The organism is Pseudomonas sp. MN1F (assembly GCF_009391885.1).
Lineage (GTDB): Bacteria > Pseudomonadota > Gammaproteobacteria > Pseudomonadales > Pseudomonadaceae > Aquipseudomonas.
This window is the reverse complement of the sequence record NZ_VZII01000027.1, coordinates 17,977-44,247: the sequence shown is the minus strand read 5'-3', so window position 1 is coordinate 44,247 and position 26,271 is coordinate 17,977. Positions and strand designations below refer to the sequence as shown.

The following is a 26,271-nucleotide window of genomic DNA, read 5'->3' as shown; positions in this document are numbered from 1 at the left end:
TGAGGTGACCATGACAACATCCGTTATCACCAGTGACAGCCAAGCCCTGGCTGCCGCCGAACATATTGCCCAGCAACTCAAACGCGACAGCGCCCTGCGCGACCGCGAACGCCGTCTGCCCCACGCCGAACTGGAGCTGTTCACCCGCTCCGGCCTATGGGCCATCAGCGTCCCCAAAGCCTTTGGCGGGGCGGGTGTATCCAACGTCACCCTGGCCCAGGTCATCGCCCGCATCGCCCAGGCTGACGCCTCCCTTGGCCAGATTCCCCAGAACCACTTCTACGCCCTCGAAGTGCTGCGGGTGAACGGCAGCCCCGAGCAACAGCGCCGCCTTTACGCCGAAGTGCTGGCGGGCCGCCGCTTTGGCAACGCCCTGGCCGAGCTGGGCACGAAAACCGCCCACGAGCGCACCACCCGCCTGACCCGCGACGGCGCCGGTTACCGCATTAACGGCCGCAAGTTCTACGCCACCGGCGCGCTCTACGCCCAGCGTATCCCGACCTCGGTGATCGACGACCAAGGCCGCCAGCAACTGGCCTTCGTCCCCGCCGACAGCCAGGGCCTGCAGGTAATCGACGACTGGAGCGGTTTCGGCCAGCGCACCACCGGCAGCGGCTCGGTGACCTTCGACAACGTCTGGGTCGATGCCGACGATGTGGTGCCGTTCCAGAGTGCCTTCGAACGGCCGACACCGGTCGGCCCGCTGGCGCAAATTCTCCACGCCGCCATCGACACCGGCATCGCCCGTGCCGCGCTGGATGACGCCCTGCACTTCGTGCGCACGCGCAGCCGGCCATGGGTCGACTCCGGCCTGGACAAGGCCAGCGACGACCCGCTGACCCTGAAAAGCTTCGGCCAGTTGGTAATCCGCCTGCACGCCGCAGAAGCCTTGCTCGAGCGCGCCGGCGAATTCCTTGACCGCGCCCAGGCCGACAGCAATGCCGACACCGTGGCCGCTGCCTCCATCGCCGTTGCCGAAGCACGGGCAATCAGCACGGAAGTCTCCCTCGCTGCCGGCACCACGCTGTTCGAACTGGCCGGCAGCCAGGCCACCCTGGCCGAGCACAACCTCGACCGCCACTGGCGCAACGCCCGCGTGCACACCCTGCACGACCCGGTGCGCTGGAAGTACCACGCCATCGGCAACTACTACCTGAACAACGAGCACCCACCACGCCGGGGGACTATCTGATGCCCAAGCAGATCCTGCTCAATGCCTTCAACATGAACTGCATCGGGCACATCAACCACGGCCTGTGGACCCACCCAAGGGACACCTCGACCCAATACAAGACCCTGGAATACTGGACCGGCCTGGCGCGCCTGCTGGAACGCGGGCTGTTCGACGGCCTGTTCATCGCCGACATCGTCGGCACCTACGACATCTACGGCAACTCCGTGGACGTGACCCTGAAAGAGTCAATCCAGCTGCCGGTGAACGACCCACTGCTGCTGGTCTCGGCCATGGCCGCCGCCACCCGCCACCTGGGCTTCGGCCTCACCGCCAACCTCACCTACGAGGCGCCGTACCTGTTCGCCCGGCGCCTCTCCACCCTCGACCACCTGAGCAACGGCCGGGTCGGCTGGAACATCGTTACCGGCTACCTCGACAGCGCCGCCCGTGCCATGGGCCTGGAGCAACAGCCCGAGCACGACCGCCGCTACGACCAGGCCGACGAATACCTGCAGGTGCTGTACAAGCTGCTGGAAGGCAGCTGGGCCGATGACGCCGTGGTCAATGACCGCGAGCGCCGGGTGTACGCCGAGCCGGGCAAGGTGCGCAAGGTGCGCCACCAGGGCGAGTTCTACAAGGTCGAGGGCTACCACCTGTGCGAACCCTCGCCACAGCGCACACCGGTACTGTTCCAGGCGGGCAGTTCGCCGCGCGGCCTGGCCTTCGCCGGCAACCACGCCGAGTGCGTGTTCATCAGCGGCCAGGACAAAGCTGCTACCCGCGCCCAGGTCGACAAGGTGCGCGCGGCCGCCCAGGCCGCTGGCCGCAATCCTCAGGCGGTGAAGGTGTTCATGGGCATCACGGTGATCGTCGCGCCCACCGAGCAACAGGCCCAGGCCAAATATGCCGAGTACCTGCAACATGCCAGCGCCGAAGCCGGCGTGGCGCACTTCGCCGCCTCTACCGGCATCGACTTTGCCGCCTACGGGCTGGACGAGCCGATCGGCGCCAGCAAGGGCAACGCCATCCAGTCGGCCACCCGCCAACTGCAGGAAAACGCCTGGACCCGCCGCCGCCTGCTGGAGCAGCACGCCCTTGGCGGGCGCTATGTGACCCTGGTCGGCGCGCCCGATCAGGTAGCCGAACAGCTGATCGCCTGGATCGACGAAACCGGCCTGGACGGCTTCAACCTGACCCGCACCGTCACCCCGGAAAGCTATGAGGACTTCATCGAACTGGTAGTCCCGCAACTGCAGCAACGTGGCCGCTACAAGACCGCCTACGCCGACGGCACCCTGCGCGAGAAGCTGTTTGCCAGCGACCACCCGCACCTGCCTGCCGACCATCCAGGTTCCACCTACCGCAACACCTCTACCCCTGCCCCGACTGGAGCCCTGCACCATGCTTGAAAAACTGTTCCGGCCCGTCGCGGCCATCGCCATCACCCTCGGCCTGGCCACCAGCGCCTTCGCTGCCGAGCCGCTGAAGATCGGCACCACCGCAGCCTTCGCCATCCCCCTGGAAGCGGCGGTGGAAGAAGCCCACAAGCAAGGCCTGGAAGTGAAGCTGATCGAGTTCAGCGACTGGATCGCGCCGAATGTCAGCCTCAACAGCGGCGACATCGACGTGAACTACTTCCAGCACACCCCCTTCCTGGAGAACGCCAAGGCTGCAGCCGGTTTCAACCTGGTGCCCTACGCCCCGGGCATCATCAACAACGTCGGCCTGTACTCGAAAAAGTACAAAAGTTTCGCCGAGCTGCCCGAGGGCGCCAGCGTGGCCATCGCCAACGACCCGATCAACAGCGGCCGCGGCCTGCAGCTGCTGGCCAAGGCTGGCTTGATCACCCTCAAGCCAGGTGTCGGCTACAAGGCCACCGAGGACGACATCGTCGCCAACCCGAAGAAGCTGAAGATCCTGCAGGTCGAAGCCGTGCAACTGGTACGCGCCTATGACGACGCCGACCTGGTACAGGGCTACCCAGCCTATATCCGCCTGGCCAACAGTTTCGATGCCACCTCGGCGTTGCTGTTCGATGGCCTGGAGAACAAGGAGTACGTGATCCAGTTCGTCATCCGCCCGCAAAGCAAGGATGACCCGCGCCTGGCCAAATTCGTCGATATCTACCAACACTCGCCTGCCGTGCGTGCGGCACTGAACAAGGCCCATGGCAGCCTGTACCAGGCCGGTTGGGAAGGCTGACATGGGCCAGGCCAACGCGCTCAGGGCGCCCACCGCACAACCATCGCCGCCAACGGCCAGGGAGCAGGCTCTGCGCCCGGAGGTCAACCAAGCCCACGTGCGCTTCATCGGCCTTGGCAAAACCTACCCTGGCCAGCAACAGCCAGCGCTACACGGCATCGACTTGAACATCCGCCGTGGTGAGATCTTCGGCATCATCGGCCGCAGTGGCGCAGGCAAGTCGTCGCTACTGCGCACCATCAACCGCCTCGAACAGCCGAGCCAGGGCCGCGTGCTCATCGACCAGGTGGACATCGCGCCGTTCGACGAGGACCGCCTGGTGGCGCTGCGCCGGCGCATCGGCATGATCTTCCAGCACTTCAACCTGATGTCGGCCAAGACCGTGTGGCAGAACGTCGAGCTGCCGCTGAAAGTGGCGGGCGTGGCCAAGCCCGAGCGCCAGCGCAAGGTGCGCGAGCTGCTGGAGCTGGTGGGCTTGCAGGAAAAACATCACGTCTACCCGGCGCAGTTGTCCGGCGGCCAGAAGCAGCGGGTCGGCATCGCCCGGGCGCTGGTGCATGACCCTGAGATCCTGCTGTGCGACGAAGCCACCTCGGCGCTGGACCCCGAGACCACCGCGTCGATCCTCGAACTGCTGCGCGACATCAACCAGCGCCTGGGCCTGACCGTGGTGCTGATCACCCACGAAATGGCAGTGATCCGCGACATCTGCCAGCGCGTGGTGGTGCTGGAGCGTGGCGCAATCGTCGAGCAGGGTGAAGTCTGGCGCGTGTTCGGCAGCCCACACCATGAAGTCACCCGTACCCTGCTCGCGCCGTTGCAGACCAAGCTGCCCGCGACCTTGCAGGCAAGCCTCCGGGCTAGCCCCGTGGGCCGTGACAGTGCGGTGGTGCTCAAACTCACCTTGCTCGGCGAACCGGCGCTATCCGACCTGTTCGCGGAACTTGGCGGACGCGTGCGCCTGCTTCAAGGTGGCGTGGAGACCATCGGCGAGCATGCGCTCGGGCAGCTGATCCTGTCGATTCAGGGCTCGCCGCACGACACCCATCAATTGCTCGAGCGCGCCCGCCGCTGGGCCGAAGACGTGGAGGTACTGGGCCATGTGGTTTGATCGCTTGCTTGAAGGCCTGCTCGACACTTTGCTGATGGTCGGCGTGTCCTCGCTGGTCGCGCTGCTGGTGGGGGTGCCGATGGCGGTACTGCTGGTCACCAGCGACAAGGGTGGCATCTTCGAGGCACCGTTGCTGAACCGGGTACTCGGTGCCTTCGTCAACCTGTTCCGCTCGATCCCGTTCCTGATCCTGATGGTCGCGCTGATCCCCTTCACCCGGCTGGTGGTGGGTACCACCTATGGGGTGTGGGCCGCCGTGGTACCACTGACCATCGCCGCGACGCCGTTCTTTGCGCGGATTGCCGAGGTCAGCCTGCGCGAGGTCGACCATGGCCTGGTGGAGGCCGCACAGGCCATGGGCTGCCGGCGTTGGCACATCGTCTGGCACGTACTGCTGCCCGAGGCGCTGCCGGGGATCGTGGGAGGGTTCACCATTACCCTGGTGACGCTGATCAACTCGTCAGCCATGGCCGGGGCGATTGGTGCGGGTGGCCTGGGGGATATTGCCTATCGGTATGGGTATCAGCGTTTCGACAGCCAGATCATGTTGACCGTGATTGCCATGTTGGTGGCGTTGGTGGCGCTGATCCAGTTGGGAGGGGACCGGTTGGCGAAAGGCTTGAACAAGCGTTGAAATGCCTGGCACAAGATTTTCAGCGCCTGTGAGACCTAGCGCGCGGGCGGCGCTCGATCTCGCAGGCGCTCAACAACTTCCGCCATACCCCTCAGCCCCAGCGCAGCTCCGCGGCCGGCAACGGCCGCCCAAACCAGTACCCCTGTCCCAACTGGCACTGCTGCTCCAGCAGGAACCGCGCCTGCTCCGCCTGTTCGATGCCCTCGGCATGCACCTGCATGCCCATGCTTCGCGCCAGCGCGACAATCACCCGGACGATGGCAATGTCATCGTCATCCTGCGGCAAGCCGGCCACAAAACCCTGGTCGATCTTCAACTTCTGCACCGGCAGGCGCTTGAGCCGCAGCAACGACGAGTACCCCGTGCCGAAGTCATCGATGGCCAGGTTCAGCCCCAGCTCGCGCAGGCGATGCAGCTGTTCCAGCGCCACTTCCGGGTCTTCCATGACCGCACTCTCGGTCACTTCCAGCTCCAGCAGTGCCGGGTCCAGACCGGTTTCATGCAACACATCAGCCACCTGCCGATACAACTCGCGCTGGCCGAACAGGCGGCTGGAAATGTTCACCGCCACGAACTCCAGCGCGCGCCCATCCTCCCGCCACCGAACCATCTGCCGGCAAGCTTCACGCAACACCCAGGCATCAATCTCGGCAATCAGGCCGGTACGTTCGGCGATGGGGATGAAATCACTCGGCGGCACCAACCCACGCTGCGGGTGCTGCCAGCGGACCAATGCCTCGACACCGACCATCTTCGTCGTGAACAGGTCATGCACCGGCTGGAAGAACACTCGCAGCTCATCCTTGGCCAGCGCCCGGCGCAACTCGCTCGCGGTCTCCACCCGGTGCTGGGCGTGGGCGGTCAATTCTTCGGTGTACAGCGCATAGCAGGCACGGCCATTGCCCTTGGCCTTGAACAGCGCCGAGTCGGCATTGCGCAACAGTTGCTCGGCGCTCAGGGCGTCGTTGGGGAACAGGCTGATACCCACGCTGGCACTGATGAACAGCCGGTGACCATCGAATTCGAAGGGCTCACGCATGCGTTCGATGATGCCCTGCGCCAACTTGCCGGCCTGGCCAACCTGCTGGCAGTTCTCGGCCAGCACGCCGAACTCGTCACCGCCCAGGCGCGCCAGGGTCACGTTGCTGCCAACGGTCTCACCCAGGCGCTCGCCAACCAGCTTGAGCAACTGGTCGCCAATGGTATGGCCAAGGCCGTCGTTGATGCTCTGAAAGTGATCCAGGTCGAGCAACAGCAAGGCGCAGCCGCGCTTGTTGGCCTGTGCCGCAGCCAGCGCCTGTTCGGCGCGGTCGTTGAACAGCAGCCGGTTGGGCAGCCCGGTGAGTGGGTCATGGTGGGCCAGGTAGGCCAGTTCCTGCTCGGAATGCTTGATCGCACTGATGTCGCTGAACACCGCCACGTAATGGCTGAGCTCGCCACTGTCGTCACGGATGGCGCAGATCGTCTGCCATTGCGGGTAGATTTCGCCGCTTTTACGGCGGTTCCAGATCTCGCCGCTCCACTCCCCCTTTTCGGCCAGGGTGGCATAGATCTGCTGGTAGAAGGGCACGCCATGGCGGCCCGACTTGAACTTGCTGGGGCGCTGGCCCAGCACTTCTTCCTGCTGGTAGCCGGTGATGCGCATGAAGGCGCGATTGACGTGCACGATCAGGCCTTGGCGGTCAGTGACCAGCACGCCTTCCAGGGTGCTGTCGAACACCGCCGCGGCCATGCGCAGGCGCTCGCGGTCCTCGCTGCGCAGGCGCGCGCCGATACCGATGAAGTTGAGCAGGCGGGCGCGGGACACGAAGATCAGCAAGGCACTGACCAGTACCCACACCACCACATTGATCTGCCGGCCCACGGTCAACGCCAGGGGGTCGTCAGACATACTGCGCAGGACCACCTCGGCCAGCACCAGCCAGAGGAACGAGAGCACCACATACAGCGCGGCCATGCGCAAGGCGTCGCGAACGGAAACAGACATGTCGGGGGGGAAAGCCCATGAAAAAGGATGGGGCATTATAAAGGCTGAAACATGCCGTGACTTCCTATCTGAAAGGGTGACTGGTTTTATTTCCCCGCCAAGGGATAATCACGCCTTTCTCCCTGCATTACCGAGGGCTTCTACACCTATGTGGTACAATGGTCTGCTCGACTTGTCGGCCTGGCAACTGGTTGGCGTCACCCTGCTGATGACCCACGTGACCATCGTCAGCGTCACCATCTACCTGCATCGCTACTCCGCCCACCGTGCGCTGGAGCTCAATGGCGCGCTCAAGCACTTCTTCCGTTTCTGGCTGTGGCTGACCACGGCACAGAACACCCGCGAATGGACGGCAGTGCACCGCAAGCACCACGCCAAGTGCGAAACCCCGGATGACCCGCACAGCCCGGTGTACAAGGGCCTGGGCACGGTACTGCGCAAAGGTGCCGAACTCTACCGCGAAGAGGCACGCAACCCCGAGACCCTGCGCATCTACGGCAAGAACTGCCCGGAAGACTGGATCGAGCGCAACCTCTACTCGCGCTACAAGCTCGGCGGCATCGTGCTGATGGCGATCATCGACCTGCTGCTGTTCGGCACCCTCGGCATCACCATCTGGGCGGTGCAGATGATGTGGATTCCGTTCTGGGCCGCTGGCGTGGTCAACGGCCTGGGCCACGCAGTCGGCTACCGCAATTTCGAATGCCGCGACGCTGCCACCAACCTGGTGCCGTGGGGTATCGTCATCGGTGGCGAAGAGCTGCACAACAACCACCACACCTACCCCAACTCGGCCAAGCTCTCGGTCAAGCGCTGGGAGTTCGACATGGGCTGGGCGTGGATCCGCCTGTTCTGTCTGCTGCGCCTGGCCAAGGTGCAACGCGTGGCGCCCATCGCCCACCGCGTCGAGGGCAAGGCCAGCCTGGACATGGACACGGCCATGGCCATCCTCAACAACCGCTTCCAGATCATGGCCCAGTACCGCAAGCTGGTAATCGGCCCGCTGGTCAAACAAGAGCTGGCCAAGGTCGATGCCTCGGTACGCCACCGCTTCCGCCGTGCCAAACGCCTGCTCTCGCGTGAAACCAGCCTGCTGGAAGACCGCCACCATGTGCGCATCGAAAGCATGCTCGCCCACAGCCAGGCGCTGAAGACCATCTACGAGAAGCGCCTGGCACTGCAACAGATCTGGGCCCGCACCAGCGCCAACGGCCACGACATGCTGGCGGCCATGAAGGACTGGGTACACGAGGCCGAGGCCAGCGGCATCCACGCCCTGCGCGACTTCGCAGCACAGCTGAAAACCTATTCCCTGCGCCCCACCGGCGCCTGATAGCCGCTGATCGGCACGCCCTGCAACGGGGCGTGCCTGCTGGAACTTCCCGCCTGAAAATCAACTCAAACCCGGCACATCGCCCGCGTGGCGGGCCGGTTTGTGGCCGCGCGCTCTATCGTCGAGAACTGCTCCGTGCTCATGGCCAAGAACCCTCCTCCGCCGTTGTCAGGTACCCCGCCTCCCGAAGCTGCACAAACCTTGCTGGCCCTGCTGCATGCCCAGGGCGAAGTCGCCCGCCTGAGTGAACGCGACCAGCTCTACAGCTCGCTGCTCGACAGCGTCAACGCCGTGCTCTGGGCCTTCGACTGGGAAACCCGCCAGGTGCTCTACGTCAGCCCCGCCTACGAACGCATCTTCGGTCGCCCGGCCAGCCTGGTACTGGCCGACTACAACGAATGGCGCGACAGCATCTACCCCGACGACCTGGAGTTCGCCGAACGCAGCCTGGCCCAGGTGCTGCTCAAGGGCGCAGTGGAAGACCGCGAGTACCGCATCCTCAACGCCAGCGGCCAGGTACGCTGGCTCAGCGACAAGTGCTATATCAACCAGCAGAGCGAAGGCGACCGGGTGATCATCGTCGGCATCGCCGAAGACATCACCGAGAAGAAACAGCTCGAAGGCGAACTGCAACGGCTGGCGACCACCGACGTGCTGACCCAGAGCAGCAACCGCCGGCACTTCTTCGAGTGCGCCCAGCAGGCCTTCGACAGTGCCCGTGAAGAAGGCACCCCGCTGGCCTTCCTGCTGCTGGACATCGACGACTTCAAGCGCATCAACGACAGCTACGGGCACCAGGAAGGCGACCAGGTGCTGCAGCGCATCGCCGACAGCGGCAAGGCCGTGCTACGTCGCGGTGACCTGTTCGGGCGTATCGGTGGCGAGGAGTTCGCGGCGGTGTTCCCGGGCTGTAATGCACAGGTGGCCGAACAGATCGCCGAACGGTTGCAGCGAGAGATTCAGCGGCAGGCCTTCAGCCATGGTGACCAGACGTACAACGTTACAGTGAGCCAGGGACTGACCGGGCTGACCGACGAAGACCTGTCACTGGACAGCTTGTTTGCCCGCGCCGATGCGGCGATGTACCGGGCCAAGCGGCAGGGTAAGAATCAGATAGTCCGCGGCTGACTGGGGCTGCAAAGCGGCCCCGGGATCTCAAGTCGATGCAGGCTCTTCGGTAGATGGCGGTGTCTGCTGTTCCGTGGCCTCAGCATTCTCCACCTTACGCAACCGGCTCAGCTCCGGCAGCCCCATCTTCAGCAAGCGCGCCGTCTTGCTGCTGGCGATCTTCTCCAGTCCCTGATCCGCCGGCAAGCGCGCCAGTTGCCCGGCCAGGTTCAGGGCCAGGATCTCCCGCGAATACACCCCGCCCCCCAGCTGGTAGATCGCCGCGATCAGCTCGCGCAGGCTCAGCGGCAAACGCCAGCGGGTGCGCAGCGCCGAGCCGAACGCTGCGCCGAACTCATTGAGCGACAGCTGCACATGGTCTTCGTCCAGTTCACCACCGGCCAGGCGCCACTCCTGCAGGCAGCGCAACACCGCCAGGTCGCCCAGGCAATGCAGCAGGCCAGCGCAATAGCAGCGCTCCTGGTCCAGCTCAAGCATGCGCGCCAGCGTGCGGGCGTATTCAGCCGTGTGCAGCGACAGGTTCCAGTAATGCGTGGCATGTTGCGTCAGCAGCGGGTCGCTGAGCCGTGCACTGCGCTTGAGGGTAAGGCCGAGGATCAGGTTCATGCTCTGGGTGCTGCCAAGCTTGTTCAGCGCCTGCATCAGCGTCTGCACAGGTGCTTCACGGTGCAGGCTGGCACTGTTGGCAGCAGCGATAAGCACCGCCGTGATCTGCGGGTCGTCGCGCACTTCCTCTTCGAGCACCTTGAGGTTCAGGCCCTGCGGGTTGAGTGCGCGCTTGATCGCCAGCTGTACATCGGCGAACAGCGGCCCGCCGTCGGCAGTGGCGCGGCGTTGTTCGAGGTAGGCCGGCAGCTTGGCGCCAGGCTGCAATGGCGGCACCGGGCAGGCGACCTGCTCGCCCACGGCCAGCAGCAGCTCTTCCAGGCTCTTGCGCAGCTTGTCCAGGTTCAGCGGCTTGCTCAGGTAAGCCGTGGGGTGCAGCGGCAACGCTTCGCGCACGCTGGCGCTATCGCTGCGGTTGCTCATCAGAATGAACGGCAGCCCCGGGCCCTTGGCGCGCACCTTGCGCAGCAGGTCGAGGCCATCGCATCCTGCCAGCTCGCGGGCGGCGATGATCAGGTCAGGTTTGCTGGCCAGCGCCGTGAGCGCTTGCGAGCCGTCGGCGCAGACGTGCAAGCGGGCGTCGCAACGCACGCTGAGCAGCATTTCGCTCAGCATTTCGCGTACCCAAGGGTCGCCCTCGGCGATCAATACGCAAGGTGGGGCGGGGTCTGCAGCACTCATGGCCAACTCCTGAATATCCCTGACACACAGTCCTTCGCAGCTTCCAAAGCGAATCCTTTGACCACCATAGCCTCACACGGCTTTTCTGGGCACAAAAAAAACCCGCCTAAGCGGGTTTTTTCATGAAGCGCGTCACATCAGGCGAGTTCAGCGAAGCACTCTTCGATGATGGCCAGGCCTTTGTCCAGCAGCGCGTCTTCGGCGGTCAGCGGAACCAGGATACGCAGGACGTTGCCGTAGGTGCCGCAGGACAGCAGGATCAGACCCTTGTCGCGTGCCTTGGCCACAACCTGGGCAACGGCAGCAGCGTTCGGGGTGTGGGTGCCTTTTTCGAAGACTTCCACAGCGATCATCGAGCCCAGACCACGGACGTCGCCGATGATCGGGTGCTTTTCCTGGATCTGGCGCAGGCCAGCAGTCAGGCGCTCACCGACAGCCTTGCTGCGGTCCAGCAGTTTCTCTTCCTCGAACACCTGAATAACGGCCAGGGCCGCGGCGCAGGCGATCGGCGAACCGGCATAGGTGCCGCCCAGGCCGCCTGGAGCGATGGCGTCCATGATCTCGGCCTTGCCGCACACACCGGCGAGCGGGAAGCCGCCAGCGATGGACTTGGCGAAGGTGGTCAGGTCAGGCGCGACGCCCATCTGTTCCATGGCGAAGAAGGTGCCGGTACGGCCAGCGCCGGTCTGCACTTCGTCGGCGATCAGCAGGATGCCGTGCTTGTCGCACAGTTCGCGCAGGCGCTTCATCAGCTCTTTCGGCGCTGGCAGGAAGCCGCCTTCGCCTTGTACTGGCTCGAGGATGATCGCGGCGATGTCGCGTGGCTCGGCATCGTTCTTGAAGATGCGCTCGACCGAAGCGATGGCGTCATCAACGCTGACACCGTGCAGTTCGCTCGGGAACAGGGCGCGGAAGATGCCGCCTGGCATCAGGCCCATGCCAGCGGAGTACGGCACGACCTTGCCGGTCAGGCCCAGGGTCATCATGGTACGGCCGTGGTAGGCGCCGGTGAAGGCGATCACGCCAGCACGACCAGTGGCGGCACGGGCGATCTTGACGGCGTTTTCAACGGCTTCGGAGCCGGTGGAAACCAGCAGGGTCTTCTTGTCGAAGTCACCTGGGACCAGCTTGTTGATCTTTTCACACAGCTCGACGTAAGGCTCGTAGGCCAGCACCTGGAAGCAGGTGTGGCTGACCTTGGTCAGCTGCTCTTGCACAGCTGCAACCACTTTCGGGTGCAGGTGGCCAGTGTTCAGTACTGCGATGCCGCCGGCGAAGTCGATCAGTTCGCGGCCTTCAACGTCGATCACCGTCGAGTTCTTCGCGGATTCCACGAAGATCGGGTGGATTTGGCCGACGCCACGTGGGACGGCGGCTACACGACGTTGCATCAAGGATTCGTTGGTCTTGCTCATAAAGCCCTCATTGCGCCGATAGCAGCGCTTTTATTCGGGGGTGGCTGGATGTGTTCGCGAACAGTATTCGTTGATCGACTGCCGTGAACGCCCTGGCCACCAGGTACTGCGATGTCAAAAAGGCCAGCGAGACGTCGCTCTCGCGCCCCGCTGGCAGAGGTAAAACCTTTACCCGGCGATCAGACGCTGATGCACAGGTATTTGATTTCGAGGTAGTCCTCGATACCGTATTTGGAACCTTCGCGGCCCAGGCCCGAAGCCTTGATGCCGCCGAACGGCGCGACTTCGTTGGAAATCAGGCCGGTGTTGATACCCACCATGCCGTATTCCAGGGCCTCGGCAACACGGAACACACGGCTCATGTCACGGGCGTAGAAGTACGAGGCCAGGCCGAACTCGGTGTCGTTGGACATGGCGATGACTTCGGCTTCGTCTTTGAAGCGGAACAGCGGCGCCAGTGGGCCGAAGGTCTCTTCTTTGGCGACAGCAGCGGTTTTCGGCACGTCGACCAGAATGGTCGGCTCGAAGAAGTTGCCTTCGATCAGCTTGCCACCGGACAGCACCTTGGCGCCTTTGCCAACGGCGTCTTCGATGTGTTCCTGAACCTTGGCGACAGCCTTGCCGTCGATCAGCGGGCCAGTGGTGGTGCCTTCTTCCAGGCCGTTACCGATCTTCAGCTTGGCAACAGCAGCGGCCAGCTTCTGGGCGAACGCGTCGTAGACGCCGTCCTGCACGTAGATACGGTTGGCGCAGACGCAGGTCTGGCCGTTGTTGCGGTACTTGGAGATGATCGCGCCCTCGACCGCCTTGTCCAGGTCGGCGTCGTCGAACACGATGAACGGCGCGTTGCCGCCCAGCTCCAGGGAAACCTTCTTGATGTCCTTGGCGCATTCTTCCATCAGCTGGCGACCGATTTCGGTCGAGCCGGTGAAGGACAGCTTGCGTACCAGGGAGTTGCCGGTCAGCTCGCCGCCGACTTCGCCGGCGCTGCCGGTAACCACGCTCAGCACACCAGCCGGGATGCCGGCGCGGGTGGCCAGCTCGACCAGGGCCAGGGCGGAGTACGGGGTCTGCGAAGCAGGCTTGAGCACCATGGTGCAGCCAGCGGCCAGGGCCGGGCCGGCTTTACGGGTGATCATGGCGGCCGGGAAGTTCCACGGGGTGATGGCCGCGGTAACGCCGATCGGCTGCTTGATGACGATCAGGCGCTTGTCTGGCTGGTGGCCCGGGATGGTGTCGCCGTAGACGCGCTTGGCTTCTTCGGCGAACCACTCGATGAACGAGGCGGCATAGGCGATTTCGCCTTTGGCTTCGGCCAGCGGCTTGCCTTGTTCGGTGGTCATCAGGCGCGCCAGGTCGTCCTGGTTCTCGATCATCAGTTCGAACCAGCGACGCAGCTTGTTCGAGCGCTCTTTGGCGGTCAGGGCACGCCAGGCCGGCAGGGCCTTGTCGGCGGCTTCGATGGCGCGGCGGGTTTCCGCAGTGCCCATCTTCGGCACGGTACCGATGACTTCACCAGTGGCCGGGTTGGTCACGTTGATGGTCTGGCCGCTGTCCGCATCCAGCCACTCACCGTTGATGAAGGCTTGCTGGCGGAACAACTGAGCGTCTTTGAGCTGCATGTCGGCTTCCCGAATTGTTGATTGTTTGAAAAGCGCCCAAGGCAGGGCATCGAGCGTTTGAAATCTCAAACGAATGCTAAGCGGCTGCTGGGGTGTTGGACAATAGGCTGTTCGAAAAAAAGAACGAATGGTTGAACACCCCGGCAAAATTTCATGATTTTGCACAGCGGCATTACAGGGTAGACGAACGAGCTGAAGGAAATGTGATGGGAGGACCGACGGCCCTCCCGGAGGGAATGAATCAGAACGCCTTGGCCAGGTCGATCACCAGGGCCCGATAGCCAACGGAACCCGGCTGCCGGCTGTGCACCTTGAGCTCCACCAGCACCTCCTGGGTCCCACGACGCACCTCATTGAGCACCGTGGTGGTCAGTTTCTCAGGCGTGAGGAAATTCACCGAAGCCGAATAAATGAACTGGGTATCGGTCTCTGGCCGGTAGGCCACCACCGAGGTCACCGGGCTGTACCACTCGTCGCCGCGCTCCTTGCCGTATTCCCACACCTGCTCGACCGTGCCCTTGGCTTCATCGATCTTGTACTCCACCGCCCGGCTGTAGTTACCGCTGAGCTTGGTGGGCGCAAAGTCACGCCCCCAGCCGTTGTCGAATACGGTCAGTGTGCCTTTGCCGGTGAGCCAGGCGGTGTGTTGGGTCCAGGACCAGTCGAAGCCTTCGCTCTCGACGGGGGTCAGCACTTTTTCGCGCAAGTGCTGCGGCCAGCCCTGTGGCGAAGCAAGAATCCACTTCACCTGCTTGTCACGTCCGATCTTCGCCACACCCTGATGCCTGGCTGAAACGATAATGCTGTCATCATCGGCATCGTAGTCGATGGCATTGACGTGCGCCCAGTTACGCCCGGTGCCCACGCCCGGGGTATCGCCGAACGGCAAGTCGCCTTCGGCCAGTTCGTTGGCCAACCGATCGTCCTGCTTCTGTACACCTTCTGGCAGCTGAATCGCCGCCTTACCCAGCGTTTCCAGCAAGTCGCCACGATAGGGGTCGAGAATCTGGTTCAGGTCCCAGAAGTCCAGCACATCCCCCGCCTCGCTGACCTCGATGATGTGGTCGCGGATCGAGCGCACCCGCTTGCCGTCCGGGCGACGGTAATCACTGGTGCCGACACGCAGCAGGTAGGTGCCGTTGGTGGTTTCACGAATCTCGTGGGAGAAGTCGGCAAACTTGTCCGGCAGGTTGCGCTGCCAGATGCGCCGGCCCAGCAGGTCGAACTTGGCGTAGGTCTGGCCTTGGCCCCAGATCAGCTTGCCGTCGCGGGTCTGCTGGAAGCCCATGGTCCCGCCCAGGCCATCGCGGCGGTTGGAGTCGTGGATCTGCTCGATGTCCAGGTACCAGCGCACGTCGCCGTTGCTGTCGGCGATCCAGTTGTTGCCGACCTGGTCCCATTCAGCGGCGCCGCCCAGGCCGTTCCACTTGAAGGCACGGCCACCGGGAATGTCACCTTGCAGGTGGTTGAACAGGTACAGGCGCTGCTCGAAGCCTGGCGCCACCTTGACCGGTTCCACCTCGGGCAGCGCGGCGGTCTGCTTCGCCACCACCGGCAGGCGCACGGCCGGGGCGTAGATCTGGTACTGCTCGCGGATGCGCTCGCCATCGAGCTTGTAGCTCACCTCCACCTGGTTGACGTGATCCGGATACAGGCCAAATACCGGGATGCCGCCATAGGTCCATAGCGAGCGCTCGGACACTTCGTAGGCGATGTCCACACCGCGCTCGCCCTTGCCGCGCACCCGCACATGGGCGGCGCTCAGGCTGCGCCCGCCATCGCGGATGATCGCGGTCAGCGGCGCCAGGCGGTACGGGTTGACCACCACATCGCCAAGCAGCGCCTCGGCGCGTTCGGGGACCTTGGCAGTGAGGCATGCGCCTTCAGGCAGCGCAGGGGTTTGGGTCTTGGCATTCATGGCAAAGCTCCTTGTTTACTCAGAAGTCGTAACGGGCGGTGGCGCCGAAGGTGCGTGGGGTACCCAGCACGCCGGCATAACCACCGTTGGCGGAGTTCCACAGGCTGGTGAAATAGGTCTTGTCGCCGGCGTTCTTTACCCACAGCGACAGGTCGACCACGCCGTCGCCCTGGTCCAGGCGTACACCGGCGGAGAGGTTGACCAGCGCATAGCTGGGGATCTGGCCGAAGTCGGAATCGTCGATGGTGCCCACCGCCCTGGAGCGGAACGCGTAACTGGCGGTGACGTAGGGCTCGACGTGCTGGCTGGCTTGCCACTTGTATTCGCCGTTGAGGTTGGCGATGTACTTGGAGGCGCCGACCACCTGGTGGCCGGACAGGTCGCAGGTGGCGGTGGCATTGGCCAGGCTCACCTCCGGCGGGCATGGCGCATCGTCGTACTTCAGGTAGCGCACGTCGTTCCACGAACCGTTGAAGTTCACCGTCAGGCCATTGATCGGCAACGCCGTGGCTTCGAATTCCAGGCCACGCGAGCGCACGCTGCCGGCGTTGGCCAGGTACTGCACGCGGTTGATCTGGTCGTAGACGTTGGCCTGGTAGCCATGCACCTCTGTCCAGAACAGGTTGGTGTTGAGCTGCAGGCGGTTGTCGAACAGCGTGCTCTTGAGACCCAACTCGGCGTTGTTGGCCCGCTCGGTGCCGACCAGCAGCGAATCGGTGCCCAGGCGTGGCGCAGCGCCGACGGTCAGATTCACACCACCCGACTTCTCACCGTGGGTCAGGGTGGCGTAGCCGAGCAATTGCTCGTTGAAGCGGTAGCTGAGCCCCAGCAGCCCGGAAGGGCTGAAACCGTACTGGTTGAGGTCGCCCGAATCGTACGCCCCCACCCTGCCCTGGCGCGCAGCAGCGGCGGCACCGGTCACGGCAGCGCCGCCGGTTGGCGCATCGCGGGTCACCCAGGCGCTCTTTTCTTCGTAGGTGCCGCGAATGCCAGCGGTGAAGTCCAGGCGATCGGTGAGGTGCCAGGTGCCTTGGGCGAACAGCGCGTAGCTGTCGGTATCGATATGGCCGTTGCCGATGGTATTGACGTTGGCCAGGGCACCGGCCGGGGTGATGTTCCAGATGTCTGCCTGGGGGCCGTAATAAGTGAAGGACTTGTTGTCCAGGTCCTGCTTGAAGTAGTACGCGCCGAGCACATAGTCGAAGAAGCCACCGGTAGGCGAAGCCAGGCGGATTTCCTGGGAGTACTGCTTGTCGCGCACCGATACCCCGGCGCTGTAGAACACCGGCACATTGAGGCCGTCGTCGTTGCGCGGGGTGAAGTCCCACCAGCGGTAGGCGCTGATCGAGGTCAGGGTGAAGTCGTTGGGCAGGGTCCAGTTGGCCTCCACCGAGGTACCGCCCTGGAACACGGTCACCTGCTGGTCGGCATCGAAATTGACCTTGCGGTCCTTGCCCGACACCAGCGTCGCGCCCGCCTGGGCGGCGAGGCTTTCATAGCGGTTGACGCCGTTGATGGTCGGCCCGGTGCTATACAGGCTGAGGATGCCGTTGTTGGAGTCTTCTTCGTTGTACTCGCCGATCCAGCGCAGGTTGAAGGTGTCGCTCGGCTTGAACAGCAACTGGGTACGAAAGCCCTGGCGCTTGCCGCCATTGAGCTCGTCGCCGTTGTGGATGTTCTTCACATAGCCGTCGTCTTCGGTGTGATAGGCACTGATACGCCCGGCCAGCGTCTCGGTGATCGGCCCGGAGTAGCTGCCTTGGGTCTGCAGGTAACCGTCCTCGCCAATCGATTGCTGAATGCTGCCTTCCGGGTGGAAGGTCGGTTTGCGCGTGGTGATGTTCAGCACGCCCGCCGTGGTGTTCTTGCCGAACAGCGTGCCCTGCGGGCCGCGCAGCACTTCCAGCTGCTCGACATCGAGCAGGTCGAACACCGCCATGCCCGGGCGGCCGAGGTAGACGTTGTCCAGGTAGATACCAACGCTGCCTTCCAGGCCATCGCTGGCCGGGTTGTTGCCCAGGCCACGAATCGAGATGCTCGACTGCCGTGCATGCACATAGGCGACGTTGGTGCTGGGCACCAGCTGTTGCAGATCCTGCACACGGTAGATGCGCTGGGTTTCCAGGGTTTCGCTGCTGAGCACACTGATTGGCGTGGGCACGCTCTGCGCGGTTTCCTCACGGCGGCGGGCATTGACCGTGACCGTGCCGAGCTTGGCTTCCTGCTCCACGGCCGGCGTGGTGCTGACGGGTTCTTCGGCGAAGCTGCCATTGGATGCCGCCAGCAACACGCCGGCGGCCAAGGGTTGCAAGGTGAAACGCGACGCGCGCGCAGGCCAACGGGAAAGTCCGGACATGCAAATGCTCCTTGAGGCATGGGCCCTGGGCGAGCATTTCCGTTGGCGGAACCGAATCGCGGTCAGTCGGGCTTATATTCTTTTAAGAAATATAAATATTTATAATTCATATTTTGTGGAATAAGTGACTCCCTTTATAAGGTGGCTAACCCTCTTCATCAATTGCATTCGACCGAAAGTTTTCATGTAGAAAATGCATATCGACCTCCGCCAGCTCCGCCACTTCATCGCCCTTGTCGAGCACCGCAGTTTTGTCGCCGCGGCGGCCGCGGTGAACCTGTCGCAATCGGCCTTCAGCCGCAGCATCCAGACCCTGGAGCACAACATCGGCTGCCGCCTGGTCGACCGTGCCAGCAAGGAACTTTCACCCACCCGCCAGGGCCTGCTGGTGCTGGAGCACTCGCGGCGCCTGGTGCATGGCGCGCATAACCTGGTGAACGAGATCCACCAGTTCAACGGTGCCACCACTGGCGTGGTGCGCTTCGGCTCTGGCCCGGCACCCGCTGGCGGCCTGGTGCCAAAGGCAGTGGCGCGCTTCGTGGCCGAGTACCCGGCGGCACGCACCTGCTTCCAGGTGGATAACTGGCAAGCGCTGAACCGCAAGCTGGTCGCCGAGGAGATCGAGTTCTTCGTTGCCGATACCCGCCAGTTCGAGTCCGACCCCGACTACCGCGTGCACAAGCTGGCACCGCAGCGCTGGCACTTCTGCTGCCGGGCCGGGCACCCGCTGACCGAGCAGGCCGAGGTGCATGCACGGGACGTATTCGATTACCCGCTGGCGACCACTTTCCGGCCGCCGAACATCCGCAAGATCCTCAGCGACCTCAGCGGTCGTCAGGACTTTCTGCCAACGGTGGAATGCGAGCATGGGTATGCGCTGCTGAACGTGGTGATGCAGTCGGACACCATTGGCATCGCCTGCAATGCCAACTTGCGGCCCTACCAGAGGGAGGGGGGCCTGGTCGCGTTGAAACTGGTCGACCTGGCACCGGAGCAGGAGGAGGCGTTCTACACCCGCTATGGGGTGGTTAGCCGGGTGGGATATGGCTTGTCGCCGTTGGCTCAGGGGTTGGTCAGGCAGCTGATTGCCTGTGATACCGAAAGCTGAAGGCCTTCATCGAAGCTGCAGGAGCAGGCGAGCCCACTCCCACAGGGCTTCTCTAGGCTTACCCCTTACGGGTGGTCTGGCTCAACTGCCCATCCACCCCGACCGGCACTTCACCGGCCAAGGTCACCCGCCGCACCACCCGTGGCTGGGTGCCGTAGTCATCCACCGCATAATGCTGCGTGGCACGGTTATCCCAGATCGCCACATCCCCCGCCTGCCAGCGCCAGCGCACGGTGTTCTCCAGCCGCGTCACATGGCCCTGCAGCACCGCAAACAGGTGCTGCGAGTCGGCCAGTGAATAACCCTTGATGCGCTTCACGAAGTGCCCCAGCTGCAACGCCCGTTCACCGCTGATCGGGTGCACCCGCACCACTGGGTGCTCGGTCTCGTAGACGGTCGAGGTGAACACCTTGCGATAACGCTCAAGCTTCGCCGGGTCGACATCGGGCTTGATGCTCGCGTAGTCATATTCATTGCTGTGCACTGCCCACAGCTTGTCGGCCAGTTCGCGCAGCGGCTCGGGCAGTTCCTGGTAGGCCGCCGCCGTGTTGGCCCAGACGGTATCGCCGCCGGAGGCCGGCGCCACCACGCTGCGCAGGATCGAGGCCTTGGGGTAGGCATCGACGAAGGTCACGTCGGTGTGCCAGGAGTTGGCCCGCTGGCCTTCGGCGCCGTCCAGCTGGAGCAGGTAGCTGGTGCCATCCACCACCGGCACGGTGGGGTGGGCGACCGGCTCGCCGAGCAGCTTGGCGAAGCCCTCCTGGGCCTGGTCGTCGAGGTGAGTCTGGCCACGGAAGAAGATCACCTTGTGTTTCACCAGGGCAGCCTGGATGGCTTCGACAGTGGCGCTATCGAGGTCGGCGGAAAGCTTCACCCCCCGAATTTCGGCACCGATCCGCCCGGCAACCGGATGGATGTCGAGTTCGAGGGCATGTGGCGCGGTGGCTAGTGCGGCATTGCTCATGGTCGTGGTCCTTGCGGTCTGGGTCGGGTTAAGGGTTCAGCGGGCGGCCTGCACGGCCTGTTGCTGTTGCAGTGCGGCATCGAGAAAGCGTGGTTCGATCCACTCGGAAACCTGGAAGCCGCGGCGGATCAGGCGCTCGCGGGCGGCCAGGTCGACGCCTTGCTGCAACTGGGCGACGAAGTCGGCATCGAGCCGTGGGTCGAAGTAATGGGCAAGGTCTTCCTTGGCCAGGTCATCGCTGAGGATGCTGCGAGGCCATTTGGCGTTGCTTGCCACCAGGTCGACATAAGCCTCGCGGTTATGCTCATCGCGCAGCCAGCGGGTGGCCCGCTCCTGGGCATTGACCAGGCGCTGCACCAGTTCGGGGTATTTGCGAATGAAATCGCCCGTGCCGAGCAACACCGCCTGGGTGCTGCCGGCGCCTGCCAGGTCGCGGGAATTGACGGGCAGCTCGACCAACCCGCGCTCACGCAGCGACAGCAGGTTGGAAAGCCCCCAGGTGGCGTCGATCTGTTTCGCGGCCAACGCAGCGTTAGCGGCGTTGAAATCCAGGTTGATCACTTTCAGGTCACGCTCGGACAGCCCCTGGCTGGCCAAGGCACTGGCGAACGACAGCTGGTTGGCAGTGCCGCGGAACACCGCCACGCGCTTGCCCTTGAGGTCGTGCAGGGTCTTGATGCCGGAACCCGGCACCACGCCCAGATAGCTCTTCACCCCACGCACACCGGCGGACAGCACGCGGGTGTCGAGGCCGTTGGCCTTGCCGACGATCGCCGCCAGGTCGCCCAGGTAGGCGAAGTCAGCCTGGCCATTGGCCAAGGCTTCGTTGACCACGGGGCCTGCGCCCTTGAAGAAGTGCCAGTCGATGCGGATACCGTCTTTGGCAAATTCCTTTTCCAGCAATTGCTGGTCACGCAGTACATCGACCACGCCGCCAGCACTGTGCTTGCTGCCAGCGCTCAGGTCGGGCACGGCGATACGGATGCTTTCCGGCTTGGCCGGCTCGGCTGCGTGGGCGCTCAGGGTAAAGGCCAGACCGAGGGCGGTGATCAGGTGGCGCAGAGGGGTTTTCATGGCAAGGCTCCTTGGCAGGCTGCCACCGGCGATGGCCGGCGCTTTGGCCAGAAGCTAGGCAGGTATGGTTAGAACCTACAAAGATCAAAACTTCATTTTTTAGTAACTGAAAGACATAACCGAGGATTCATGCGGTGCGCGGGGCGGCTTGCGGGAAACGCATGGAAAATATGAGGAAAACGCAAGGGCGAGGGGGTTTCGCATGCACGGCTTGCATGCTCTTATCTCTTGAATATTGCTTGTGTGATTTTTTAATTCCATAAGTGAATAACATTGGAACGCTTCGAGAGATGGCCGATGAATGGAGTGCTTAGCAGGAGATCGTGGTGGCAGCGGGGGCCGCTTCGCGGCCCTTTGATGACACAAGGCCGCTCTTACCTGCTGCCAGCGTTGATTGCGCTGTTGTGGGTAGTGGCGAGCCGGCAGCACTGGATGAGCGAGCAGATCCTGCCGGCGCCGTCGCTGGTGTGGCAGAGCGCGCTGGAGTTTGGCTCCGGTGAGCTTTGGGGGCACTTGTGGATAAGTCTGCAGCGGCTGTTCTGGGGGCTGTTGGCGGGCGTCAGCAGCGGCTTGCTGCTCGGTACCTGGCTGGGCACCTCACGCCATGCGCAAACCTTGGTGCTGCCAACCTTCGTGGCCCTGGCGCAGATTCCCACCCTGGCCTGGATCCCGCTGTTCATGCTGTTCTTCGGTATCGGCGAGCTGCTCAAGCTGGTGGTGCTGGTGAAGGCTGTGGTGGTGCCGGTCACCCTGCACACGCTGGTGGGTGTACGCGATGCCCAGCCCAAGCTGCGCGAAGCCGCCGCCGCGCTGCGTCTGCCACGCCACTTGCTGTTCCTGCGCCTGCTGCTGCCAGCGGCCCTGCCCGCCTTCCTCACTGGGGTGCGTCTGGCCCTGGCGACCGGATGGACCTCATTGCTCGCCGTTGAACTGCTGGCCTCCAGCGAGGGCATCGGTTACCTGATGGTCTGGGGCAGGCAGCTGTTCATGCTCGACCTGGTGCTGTTGTGCATCCTGGTGATCGGCCTGGTCGGTGCGCTGCTGGAACGAGGCTTTTCGACTCTGGAAAAGCGCCTGCTGTACTGGCCGCAAGCAGCCACCGGCGAACAACAGCGCGGGCCCATTCCACGGGGCTGGCAAAGCCTGCTGCTGCCAGCGGCACTGCTGGCGCTGTGGCAGGCGAGCAACAGCTTGGGCTGGATCGACCCGAACATTCTTGCTTCCCCGCTGGATGTACTGCGCGCCCTATTCAGCGGCCTGACCGATGGCTCGCTGCCAGAAGCCATGCTGCTGAGCCTGCAGCGCACCCTGACCGGCCTGCTCCTGGGTGGCGGCGCCGGCTTGCTCAGCGGGCTGTTGCTGGGGCTGTCGCATAACGCCGAACGTCTCTTCGGGCCAAGCCTGTCGGCGCTGCGGCAAGTAGCGCTATTCGCCTGGGTACCCTTGCTCACTGCCTGGTTCGGCCTCGGCGAAGGGGCCAAGAACGTGTTCGTCGGCCTGGCGGCATTCTTCCCGCTGCTGATCGCCACCCAGCGCGGCATCGCCAGCCTCTCGCCGCAACTGGGCGAGGCGGCCCGCACACTGCGCCTGAACCTGTGGCAACGGCTACGCCTGCTGGTACTGCCGGGTGCCGCCCCGGCCATCTTTGCCGGCCTGCGCTTGTCATTGATCTACGCCTGGCTGGGCACCATCGGTGCTGAATACTTCATGCCCTCGGACGGTGGCATCGCCAGCCTGATGATCGGCGCGCAACAACTGTTCCGCATGGACCAGGTGATGGCCGCAATGGTCCTGATCGGCCTGGTCGGCGCCCTGCTCGGCACCCTCGGCCAACGCCTCGAATCGCGCGCCACGCGCTGGAGAACCGCATGAACGCCTTCAATGCTTCACACCTGCTCGCGGCCAACCAGGCCGACACCACGCCGCCGCTGGTCAGCTTCGAAGGCGTCGGCAAAGTCTTCAGCGTCGATGGCCAGCCCTTCGAGGCCATCCGCAACTTCAACCTGGCCATCAACGAAGGCGAGTTCATCGCCATCGTCGGCGCCTCGGGCTGCGGCAAGTCGACCCTGCTGCGCCTGCTGGTCGGGCTGGACACCGACTACAGCGGCAGCATCCGCGTCGATGGCCAGGCAGTCAGCGGCATTGGCGGCGAGCGTGGCATCGTGTTCCAGGAGCATCGCCTGTTCCCGTGGTTGACGGTGGAACAAAACATCGCCTTGGGCCTGGTCAACGAACACCTGACCCAGGGCGAGCGCGCCCGTCGTGTGCACGAGTTTGTGCAACTGGTGGGCCTGGTCGGTTTCGAGTCGGCCTACCCGCACCAGCTGTCTGGCGGCATGGCCCAACGCGTGGCAATTGCCCGAGGCCTGGTGGCCAGCCCGCGCATCCTGTTGCTCGACGAGCCGTTCGGCGCGCTTGATGCCCTGACCCGCCAGCAACTGCAGGACGAACTGCTGGCCATCCGCGAACGCGCCGGCATCACCACATTGCTGGTGACCCACGATGCCGAGGAAGCCACCTACCTCGCCGACCGGGTGGTGGTACTGGAGCCGCGCCCAGGGCGGATCAAGTCGGTGGTGGAAATCGGCCTGCCACACCCGCGGCTGCGTACCGGTGTGGCCCTGCATGCTTTACGCGAGCAGGTTCTGCACCAGATCACCGGTGACGGCGGCTACCTGCCGCCGCCAGCGCGCCGCGTGGAAGGGTTGCGGCCCGAACTGATTGCCCTTTAGGTCCAATCCGCAGCGGGGAAGAAGCGCTCGACCACAGCGTCATGCTGCACCCGTTGCAGGTAGGCCTGACGATCGAACGGCAGACCGCTGCGCATGGCGTAGACCGGTTTGCCGGTGGGCCTGGGCACTTCCCGCAAACGGATGCGCAGGAAGCGATAATGCGTGCCGCTGATCTCGCCGGCGGACTCGATCCGGAAGTAGCGCCCAGGCGTGAACAACACTTCAGCCTCCTGCCAGTTCAACGACAGCGATGCCACCGGCACACCACTGGCCTGGCCATCGGCGAGCAACTCGTACAAGACTGTGTGGTCATCGAAATGCCCCGCCACCTGCGCCAGCGGCAGGTCGACCGCCTCCTTGGGCAGCATGAACCGCCGCGGGATGTACGGGCTCTCGGTGAAGGACGTGACGTCGGTGCTGACCAGCACATCACCTTGGCGGAGTGCGCCAGCCCGCCAGCGCGCCCCGATGGTCACGCGCGGGCCACGGCCTCCGCGCCACAGCACCTTGGCGTCGCTGCCTGGCAGTTGCTCCATCGAGTCGAACAGATTGTCGAGGTATGCCCGCAGCTCGTCTTCAGGTATCGCTGCCAGGCGCTGCCTGCCGACACTGAACACATCGTTGACCTTGGCCATGTGGCCACTGTATTGCTCGATGAGGTTGTTGTGCACTTCACCTTCGTGCCTGAAGCTGTAGAAGCGCGCGCCTTGGCGCTCCACATGTGGGGTGCCGAATTCGTCCATCGGAGCCATGTGCCCTTCGAACTCGGGCAGGTCGGCCTGGTTCAGCAAGGCTCTGTGACGCTGGCGCACGGCGCGTGAAACCAGGTCGCTGGACGTCTCGTCCACTTCCATGTAGGTATCCCACTGTTCAGGGGCACCCTTGGGCAGCACCGAGAACACCGAAAACGCGATCACCAGCACGTCGCACAGGGCTGAGGTGAACGCTTCGATGCGCTGAGCCTGGGTAGGGGCATGCACCAACGCATCGATATCCAACCCCAAGCGGGCGCTGCCGAGTATGAACAGCACCATGCCAAAGGGCTGCCACGCCAAGGCGAACACACTCAGCACGGCGAGCGCGATACCCAGCTCATGGCGCCAGTATTGTTTGTGCAGGTCGCTATTGGAGACCAGTATGCGGTGGCTGGCCTCAACGTCATCCCTGACCCATTCGCTCATCTGTTCGAACAACGGTCGAGACACTTCAGCGCCCAGGCCAAACGGCCAGTGTGGGGCCGGCCCGGTGCCGCTGCGCTCGCGCAGTTTCTGTAACCCGGCCTTGCGCGCGGCCTCGTCTACCTCGGCGTAAGGCTTGTGCAGGGAGTCGTACCAGTGCTGGCCATCGGCACCGTGCAGCCGCCTGGAAACCCAGACGCGCAAGGCTACTACGTCATCGAATGCCTGCAGTACCACATCCGCAGTCGGGGTATACAGAAGAAACCGACCACTGCGCAGCGCGAAGGTCAACAAGTGCCCCCCTCCGTGCATCGGGTAGTGCCGAACCGCGTATTCGGTGCTGCCACCTGGGCCACTCAAGCCGGCGAGGTTCAGGCGTTTCCCGGCTTCCAGCCCCAACCACGTCCATAACCGCTGGCGATCCTCGGTGGTGATATGGCCATCAACGAGGCTGCTCTCGATGGCCGAGATGAAGCTGACCTTGAGCATCACAGGCAGATCCTTGCCTTCGTTGCTCCAGAACCGGTCCGTGCGCTCACGCACCCCATTGGCAAAGTTGAGTTCCCAGAAATGTTTCCTGACCTTCACCGGGTCGAGCTTCACTTCGTTCTGCGCATCGAATGCCTTTGCATCCGGGCCGTCACGGTAAAAACCGTTCAGGCGAAAGAGCGTATCGGCATCTTCGTCTTGCAACTCGACATCGAGGCGCCTGATCCACAGATCGGTAAAGGTCAGTGAGCTGACGGGTGCCTGGTGATGCGTCCAGCCAGTGAAACAGCGGGCGCGCCGATTGTCACCGTCACGGAAGTGGTGCCACCAGACCTGGTCAGGGTCCAGCGCCATGCCGGCTTGCATCGACAGGTAAGCACTTGCCTGTTCATGCGCCAGTGAATGCAGGTCAGGAAATGCCTCACGATAACGCCGGGCCTTTTCCAGGATCGTCTTGGCGTCCTTGAGCCAATCAAGGCTCTGCTGGTACGGATCGGTCATGCTCATGTTCCTCGGTTCGAAAGCCTTGAAACTGCTCCGACCCGAGGTACTGAATGGG

The 26,271-nt window shown here is 63.8% G+C and carries 19 protein-coding genes; 10 read left to right on the top strand and 9 right to left on the bottom strand.

Features of this window, described 5'->3' with window-relative positions:
• Positions 1-10 precede the first annotated feature (10 nt).
• From F6X59_RS14600 to F6X59_RS14580, 5 genes are read left to right on the top strand one after another with little or no spacing between them, the layout of a single operon-like run.
• Positions 11-1,192 (top strand): SfnB family sulfur acquisition oxidoreductase, encoded by a 1,182-nt coding sequence (locus tag F6X59_RS14600; RefSeq protein WP_152956813.1) that lies wholly within the window; start codon positions 11-13, stop codon positions 1,190-1,192.
• Entirely contained in the window at positions 1,192-2,583 is a 1,392-nt protein-coding gene (locus tag F6X59_RS14595; protein ID WP_152956812.1) for an LLM class flavin-dependent oxidoreductase, read from the top strand. The genes F6X59_RS14600 and F6X59_RS14595 overlap by 1 nt, the downstream gene beginning before the upstream one ends.
• Positions 2,576-3,376 carry a MetQ/NlpA family ABC transporter substrate-binding protein gene (locus F6X59_RS14590; protein ID WP_152956811.1) on the top strand — a complete coding sequence of 267 codons (801 nt, stop codon included), beginning with the start codon at positions 2,576-2,578 and terminating at the stop codon, positions 3,374-3,376. Before F6X59_RS14595 ends, F6X59_RS14590 begins: the two co-directional genes overlap by 8 nt.
• A 1-nt stretch (position 3,377) precedes the next feature.
• The gene (locus F6X59_RS14585; protein WP_152956810.1) at positions 3,378-4,487 is read left to right on the top strand and encodes a methionine ABC transporter ATP-binding protein; all 1,110 of its coding nucleotides are present in this window, start codon (positions 3,378-3,380) and stop codon (positions 4,485-4,487) included.
• On the top strand, positions 4,477-5,121 hold the full coding sequence (locus F6X59_RS14580) for a methionine ABC transporter permease (RefSeq protein WP_079230410.1): 645 nt from the start codon (positions 4,477-4,479) through the stop codon (positions 5,119-5,121). Before F6X59_RS14585 ends, F6X59_RS14580 begins: the two co-directional genes overlap by 11 nt.
• Positions 5,122-5,212: 91 nt before the next feature.
• Here F6X59_RS14580 and dibA read toward each other — a convergent pair whose 3' ends face one another.
• Entirely contained in the window at positions 5,213-7,108 is a 1,896-nt protein-coding gene (gene dibA / locus F6X59_RS14575; RefSeq protein WP_152956809.1) for a phosphodiesterase DibA, read from the bottom strand.
• 148 nt (positions 7,109-7,256) lie between these two features.
• On the opposite strand from dibA, the gene desA reads away from it, so the two are divergent.
• Positions 7,257-8,441 carry a delta-9 fatty acid desaturase DesA gene (gene desA, locus F6X59_RS14570; RefSeq protein WP_152956808.1) on the top strand — a complete coding sequence of 395 codons (1,185 nt, stop codon included), beginning with the start codon at positions 7,257-7,259 and terminating at the stop codon, positions 8,439-8,441.
• 141 nt (positions 8,442-8,582) lie between these two features.
• Positions 8,583-9,569, top strand: coding sequence for a sensor domain-containing diguanylate cyclase (locus tag F6X59_RS14565; protein WP_152956883.1), 987 nt, complete (start codon positions 8,583-8,585; stop codon positions 9,567-9,569).
• A 27-nt stretch (positions 9,570-9,596) separates the two neighbouring features.
• On the opposite strand, the gene F6X59_RS14560 is transcribed toward F6X59_RS14565, so the two are convergent.
• From F6X59_RS14560 to F6X59_RS14540, 5 genes are all read right to left on the bottom strand, one after another.
• A complete protein-coding gene (locus tag F6X59_RS14560) occupies positions 9,597-10,856 on the bottom strand; it encodes a response regulator (protein ID WP_152956807.1) in 1,260 nt (419 codons plus the stop codon).
• A gap of 137 nt (positions 10,857-10,993) precedes the next feature.
• A complete protein-coding gene (gene gabT, locus F6X59_RS14555) occupies positions 10,994-12,271 on the bottom strand; it encodes a 4-aminobutyrate--2-oxoglutarate transaminase (RefSeq protein ID WP_152956806.1) in 1,278 nt (425 codons plus the stop codon).
• 179 nt (positions 12,272-12,450) lie between these two features.
• On the bottom strand, positions 12,451-13,893 hold the full coding sequence (gene gabD, locus F6X59_RS14550) for an NADP-dependent succinate-semialdehyde dehydrogenase (protein WP_027917646.1): 1,443 nt from the start codon (positions 13,891-13,893) through the stop codon (positions 12,451-12,453).
• A gap of 241 nt (positions 13,894-14,134) precedes the next feature.
• Complete coding sequence (locus F6X59_RS14545; RefSeq protein ID WP_152956805.1) at positions 14,135-15,811, bottom strand: aryl-sulfate sulfotransferase; 1,677 nt, start codon at positions 15,809-15,811, stop codon at positions 14,135-14,137.
• A gap of 19 nt (positions 15,812-15,830) precedes the next feature.
• Positions 15,831-18,167, bottom strand: coding sequence for a TonB-dependent receptor (locus tag F6X59_RS14540; RefSeq protein WP_152956804.1), 2,337 nt, complete (start codon positions 18,165-18,167; stop codon positions 15,831-15,833).
• Positions 18,168-18,360: 193 nt separating this feature from the next.
• Between F6X59_RS14540 and F6X59_RS14535 the strand changes: the two genes are divergently transcribed.
• Positions 18,361-19,275, top strand: a complete 915-nt coding sequence (locus F6X59_RS14535) for a LysR family transcriptional regulator (protein ID WP_152956803.1) — start codon at positions 18,361-18,363, stop codon at positions 19,273-19,275.
• A gap of 58 nt (positions 19,276-19,333) precedes the next feature.
• Here the strand turns inward: F6X59_RS14535 and F6X59_RS14530 are convergent, their stop codons facing one another.
• Together F6X59_RS14530 and F6X59_RS14525 are read right to left on the bottom strand one after the other, a co-directional pair.
• Positions 19,334-20,239: a TauD/TfdA family dioxygenase gene (locus tag F6X59_RS14530; protein WP_152956802.1), complete on the bottom strand. Its 906-nt coding sequence runs from the start codon at positions 20,237-20,239 to the stop codon at positions 19,334-19,336.
• Between the two features lie 36 nt (positions 20,240-20,275).
• Complete coding sequence (locus F6X59_RS14525) at positions 20,276-21,313, bottom strand: ABC transporter substrate-binding protein (protein WP_152956801.1); 1,038 nt, start codon at positions 21,311-21,313, stop codon at positions 20,276-20,278.
• 357 nt (positions 21,314-21,670) lie between these two features.
• On the opposite strand from F6X59_RS14525, the gene F6X59_RS14520 reads away from it, so the two are divergent.
• Positions 21,671-23,185: an ABC transporter permease gene (locus F6X59_RS14520; RefSeq protein ID WP_256669331.1), complete on the top strand. Its 1,515-nt coding sequence runs from the start codon at positions 21,671-21,673 to the stop codon at positions 23,183-23,185.
• Positions 23,182-24,045 (top strand): ABC transporter ATP-binding protein, encoded by an 864-nt coding sequence (locus F6X59_RS14515; protein ID WP_152956800.1) that lies wholly within the window; start codon positions 23,182-23,184, stop codon positions 24,043-24,045. The genes F6X59_RS14520 and F6X59_RS14515 overlap by 4 nt, the downstream gene beginning before the upstream one ends.
• Here the strand turns inward: F6X59_RS14515 and F6X59_RS14510 are convergent.
• A complete protein-coding gene (locus F6X59_RS14510) occupies positions 24,042-26,213 on the bottom strand; it encodes a dermonecrotic toxin domain-containing protein (RefSeq protein WP_152956799.1) in 2,172 nt (723 codons plus the stop codon). The two genes, F6X59_RS14515 and F6X59_RS14510, sit on opposite strands and share 4 nt — an antisense overlap.
• Positions 26,214-26,271: the final 58 nt, after the last annotated feature.

What these genes read in the sequence shown, in the direction of transcription:
- F6X59_RS14565 (WP_152956883.1), top strand. Translation starts at nt 8,583, where the DNA reads ATGGCCAAGAACCCTCCTCCGCCGTTGTCAGGTACCCCGCCTCCCGAA.
- F6X59_RS14590 (WP_152956811.1), top strand. Translation starts at nt 2,576, where the DNA reads ATGCTTGAAAAACTGTTCCGGCCCGTCGCGGCCATCGCCATCACCCTC.
- F6X59_RS14535 (WP_152956803.1), top strand. Translation starts at nt 18,361, where the DNA reads ATGCATATCGACCTCCGCCAGCTCCGCCACTTCATCGCCCTTGTCGAG.
- F6X59_RS14525 (WP_152956801.1), bottom strand. Translation starts at nt 21,313, where the DNA reads ATGAAAACCCCTCTGCGCCACCTGATCACCGCCCTCGGTCTGGCCTTT.
- F6X59_RS14560 (WP_152956807.1), bottom strand. Translation starts at nt 10,856, where the DNA reads ATGAGTGCTGCAGACCCCGCCCCACCTTGCGTATTGATCGCCGAGGGC.
- dibA (WP_152956809.1), bottom strand. Translation starts at nt 7,108, where the DNA reads ATGTCTGTTTCCGTTCGCGACGCCTTGCGCATGGCCGCGCTGTATGTG.
- F6X59_RS14600 (WP_152956813.1), top strand. Translation starts at nt 11, where the DNA reads ATGACAACATCCGTTATCACCAGTGACAGCCAAGCCCTGGCTGCCGCC.
- F6X59_RS14520 (WP_256669331.1), top strand. Translation starts at nt 21,671, where the DNA reads ATGACACAAGGCCGCTCTTACCTGCTGCCAGCGTTGATTGCGCTGTTG.
- F6X59_RS14595 (WP_152956812.1), top strand. Translation starts at nt 1,192, where the DNA reads ATGCCCAAGCAGATCCTGCTCAATGCCTTCAACATGAACTGCATCGGG.
- F6X59_RS14510 (WP_152956799.1), bottom strand. Translation starts at nt 26,213, where the DNA reads ATGACCGATCCGTACCAGCAGAGCCTTGATTGGCTCAAGGACGCCAAG.
- F6X59_RS14530 (WP_152956802.1), bottom strand. Translation starts at nt 20,239, where the DNA reads ATGAGCAATGCCGCACTAGCCACCGCGCCACATGCCCTCGAACTCGAC.
- F6X59_RS14540 (WP_152956804.1), bottom strand. Translation starts at nt 18,167, where the DNA reads ATGTCCGGACTTTCCCGTTGGCCTGCGCGCGCGTCGCGTTTCACCTTG.
- desA (WP_152956808.1), top strand. Translation starts at nt 7,257, where the DNA reads ATGTGGTACAATGGTCTGCTCGACTTGTCGGCCTGGCAACTGGTTGGC.
- gabT (WP_152956806.1), bottom strand. Translation starts at nt 12,271, where the DNA reads ATGAGCAAGACCAACGAATCCTTGATGCAACGTCGTGTAGCCGCCGTC.
- F6X59_RS14580 (WP_079230410.1), top strand. Translation starts at nt 4,477, where the DNA reads ATGTGGTTTGATCGCTTGCTTGAAGGCCTGCTCGACACTTTGCTGATG.
- gabD (WP_027917646.1), bottom strand. Translation starts at nt 13,893, where the DNA reads ATGCAGCTCAAAGACGCTCAGTTGTTCCGCCAGCAAGCCTTCATCAAC.
- F6X59_RS14585 (WP_152956810.1), top strand. Translation starts at nt 3,378, where the DNA reads ATGGGCCAGGCCAACGCGCTCAGGGCGCCCACCGCACAACCATCGCCG.
- F6X59_RS14545 (WP_152956805.1), bottom strand. Translation starts at nt 15,811, where the DNA reads ATGAATGCCAAGACCCAAACCCCTGCGCTGCCTGAAGGCGCATGCCTC.
- F6X59_RS14515 (WP_152956800.1), top strand. Translation starts at nt 23,182, where the DNA reads ATGAACGCCTTCAATGCTTCACACCTGCTCGCGGCCAACCAGGCCGAC.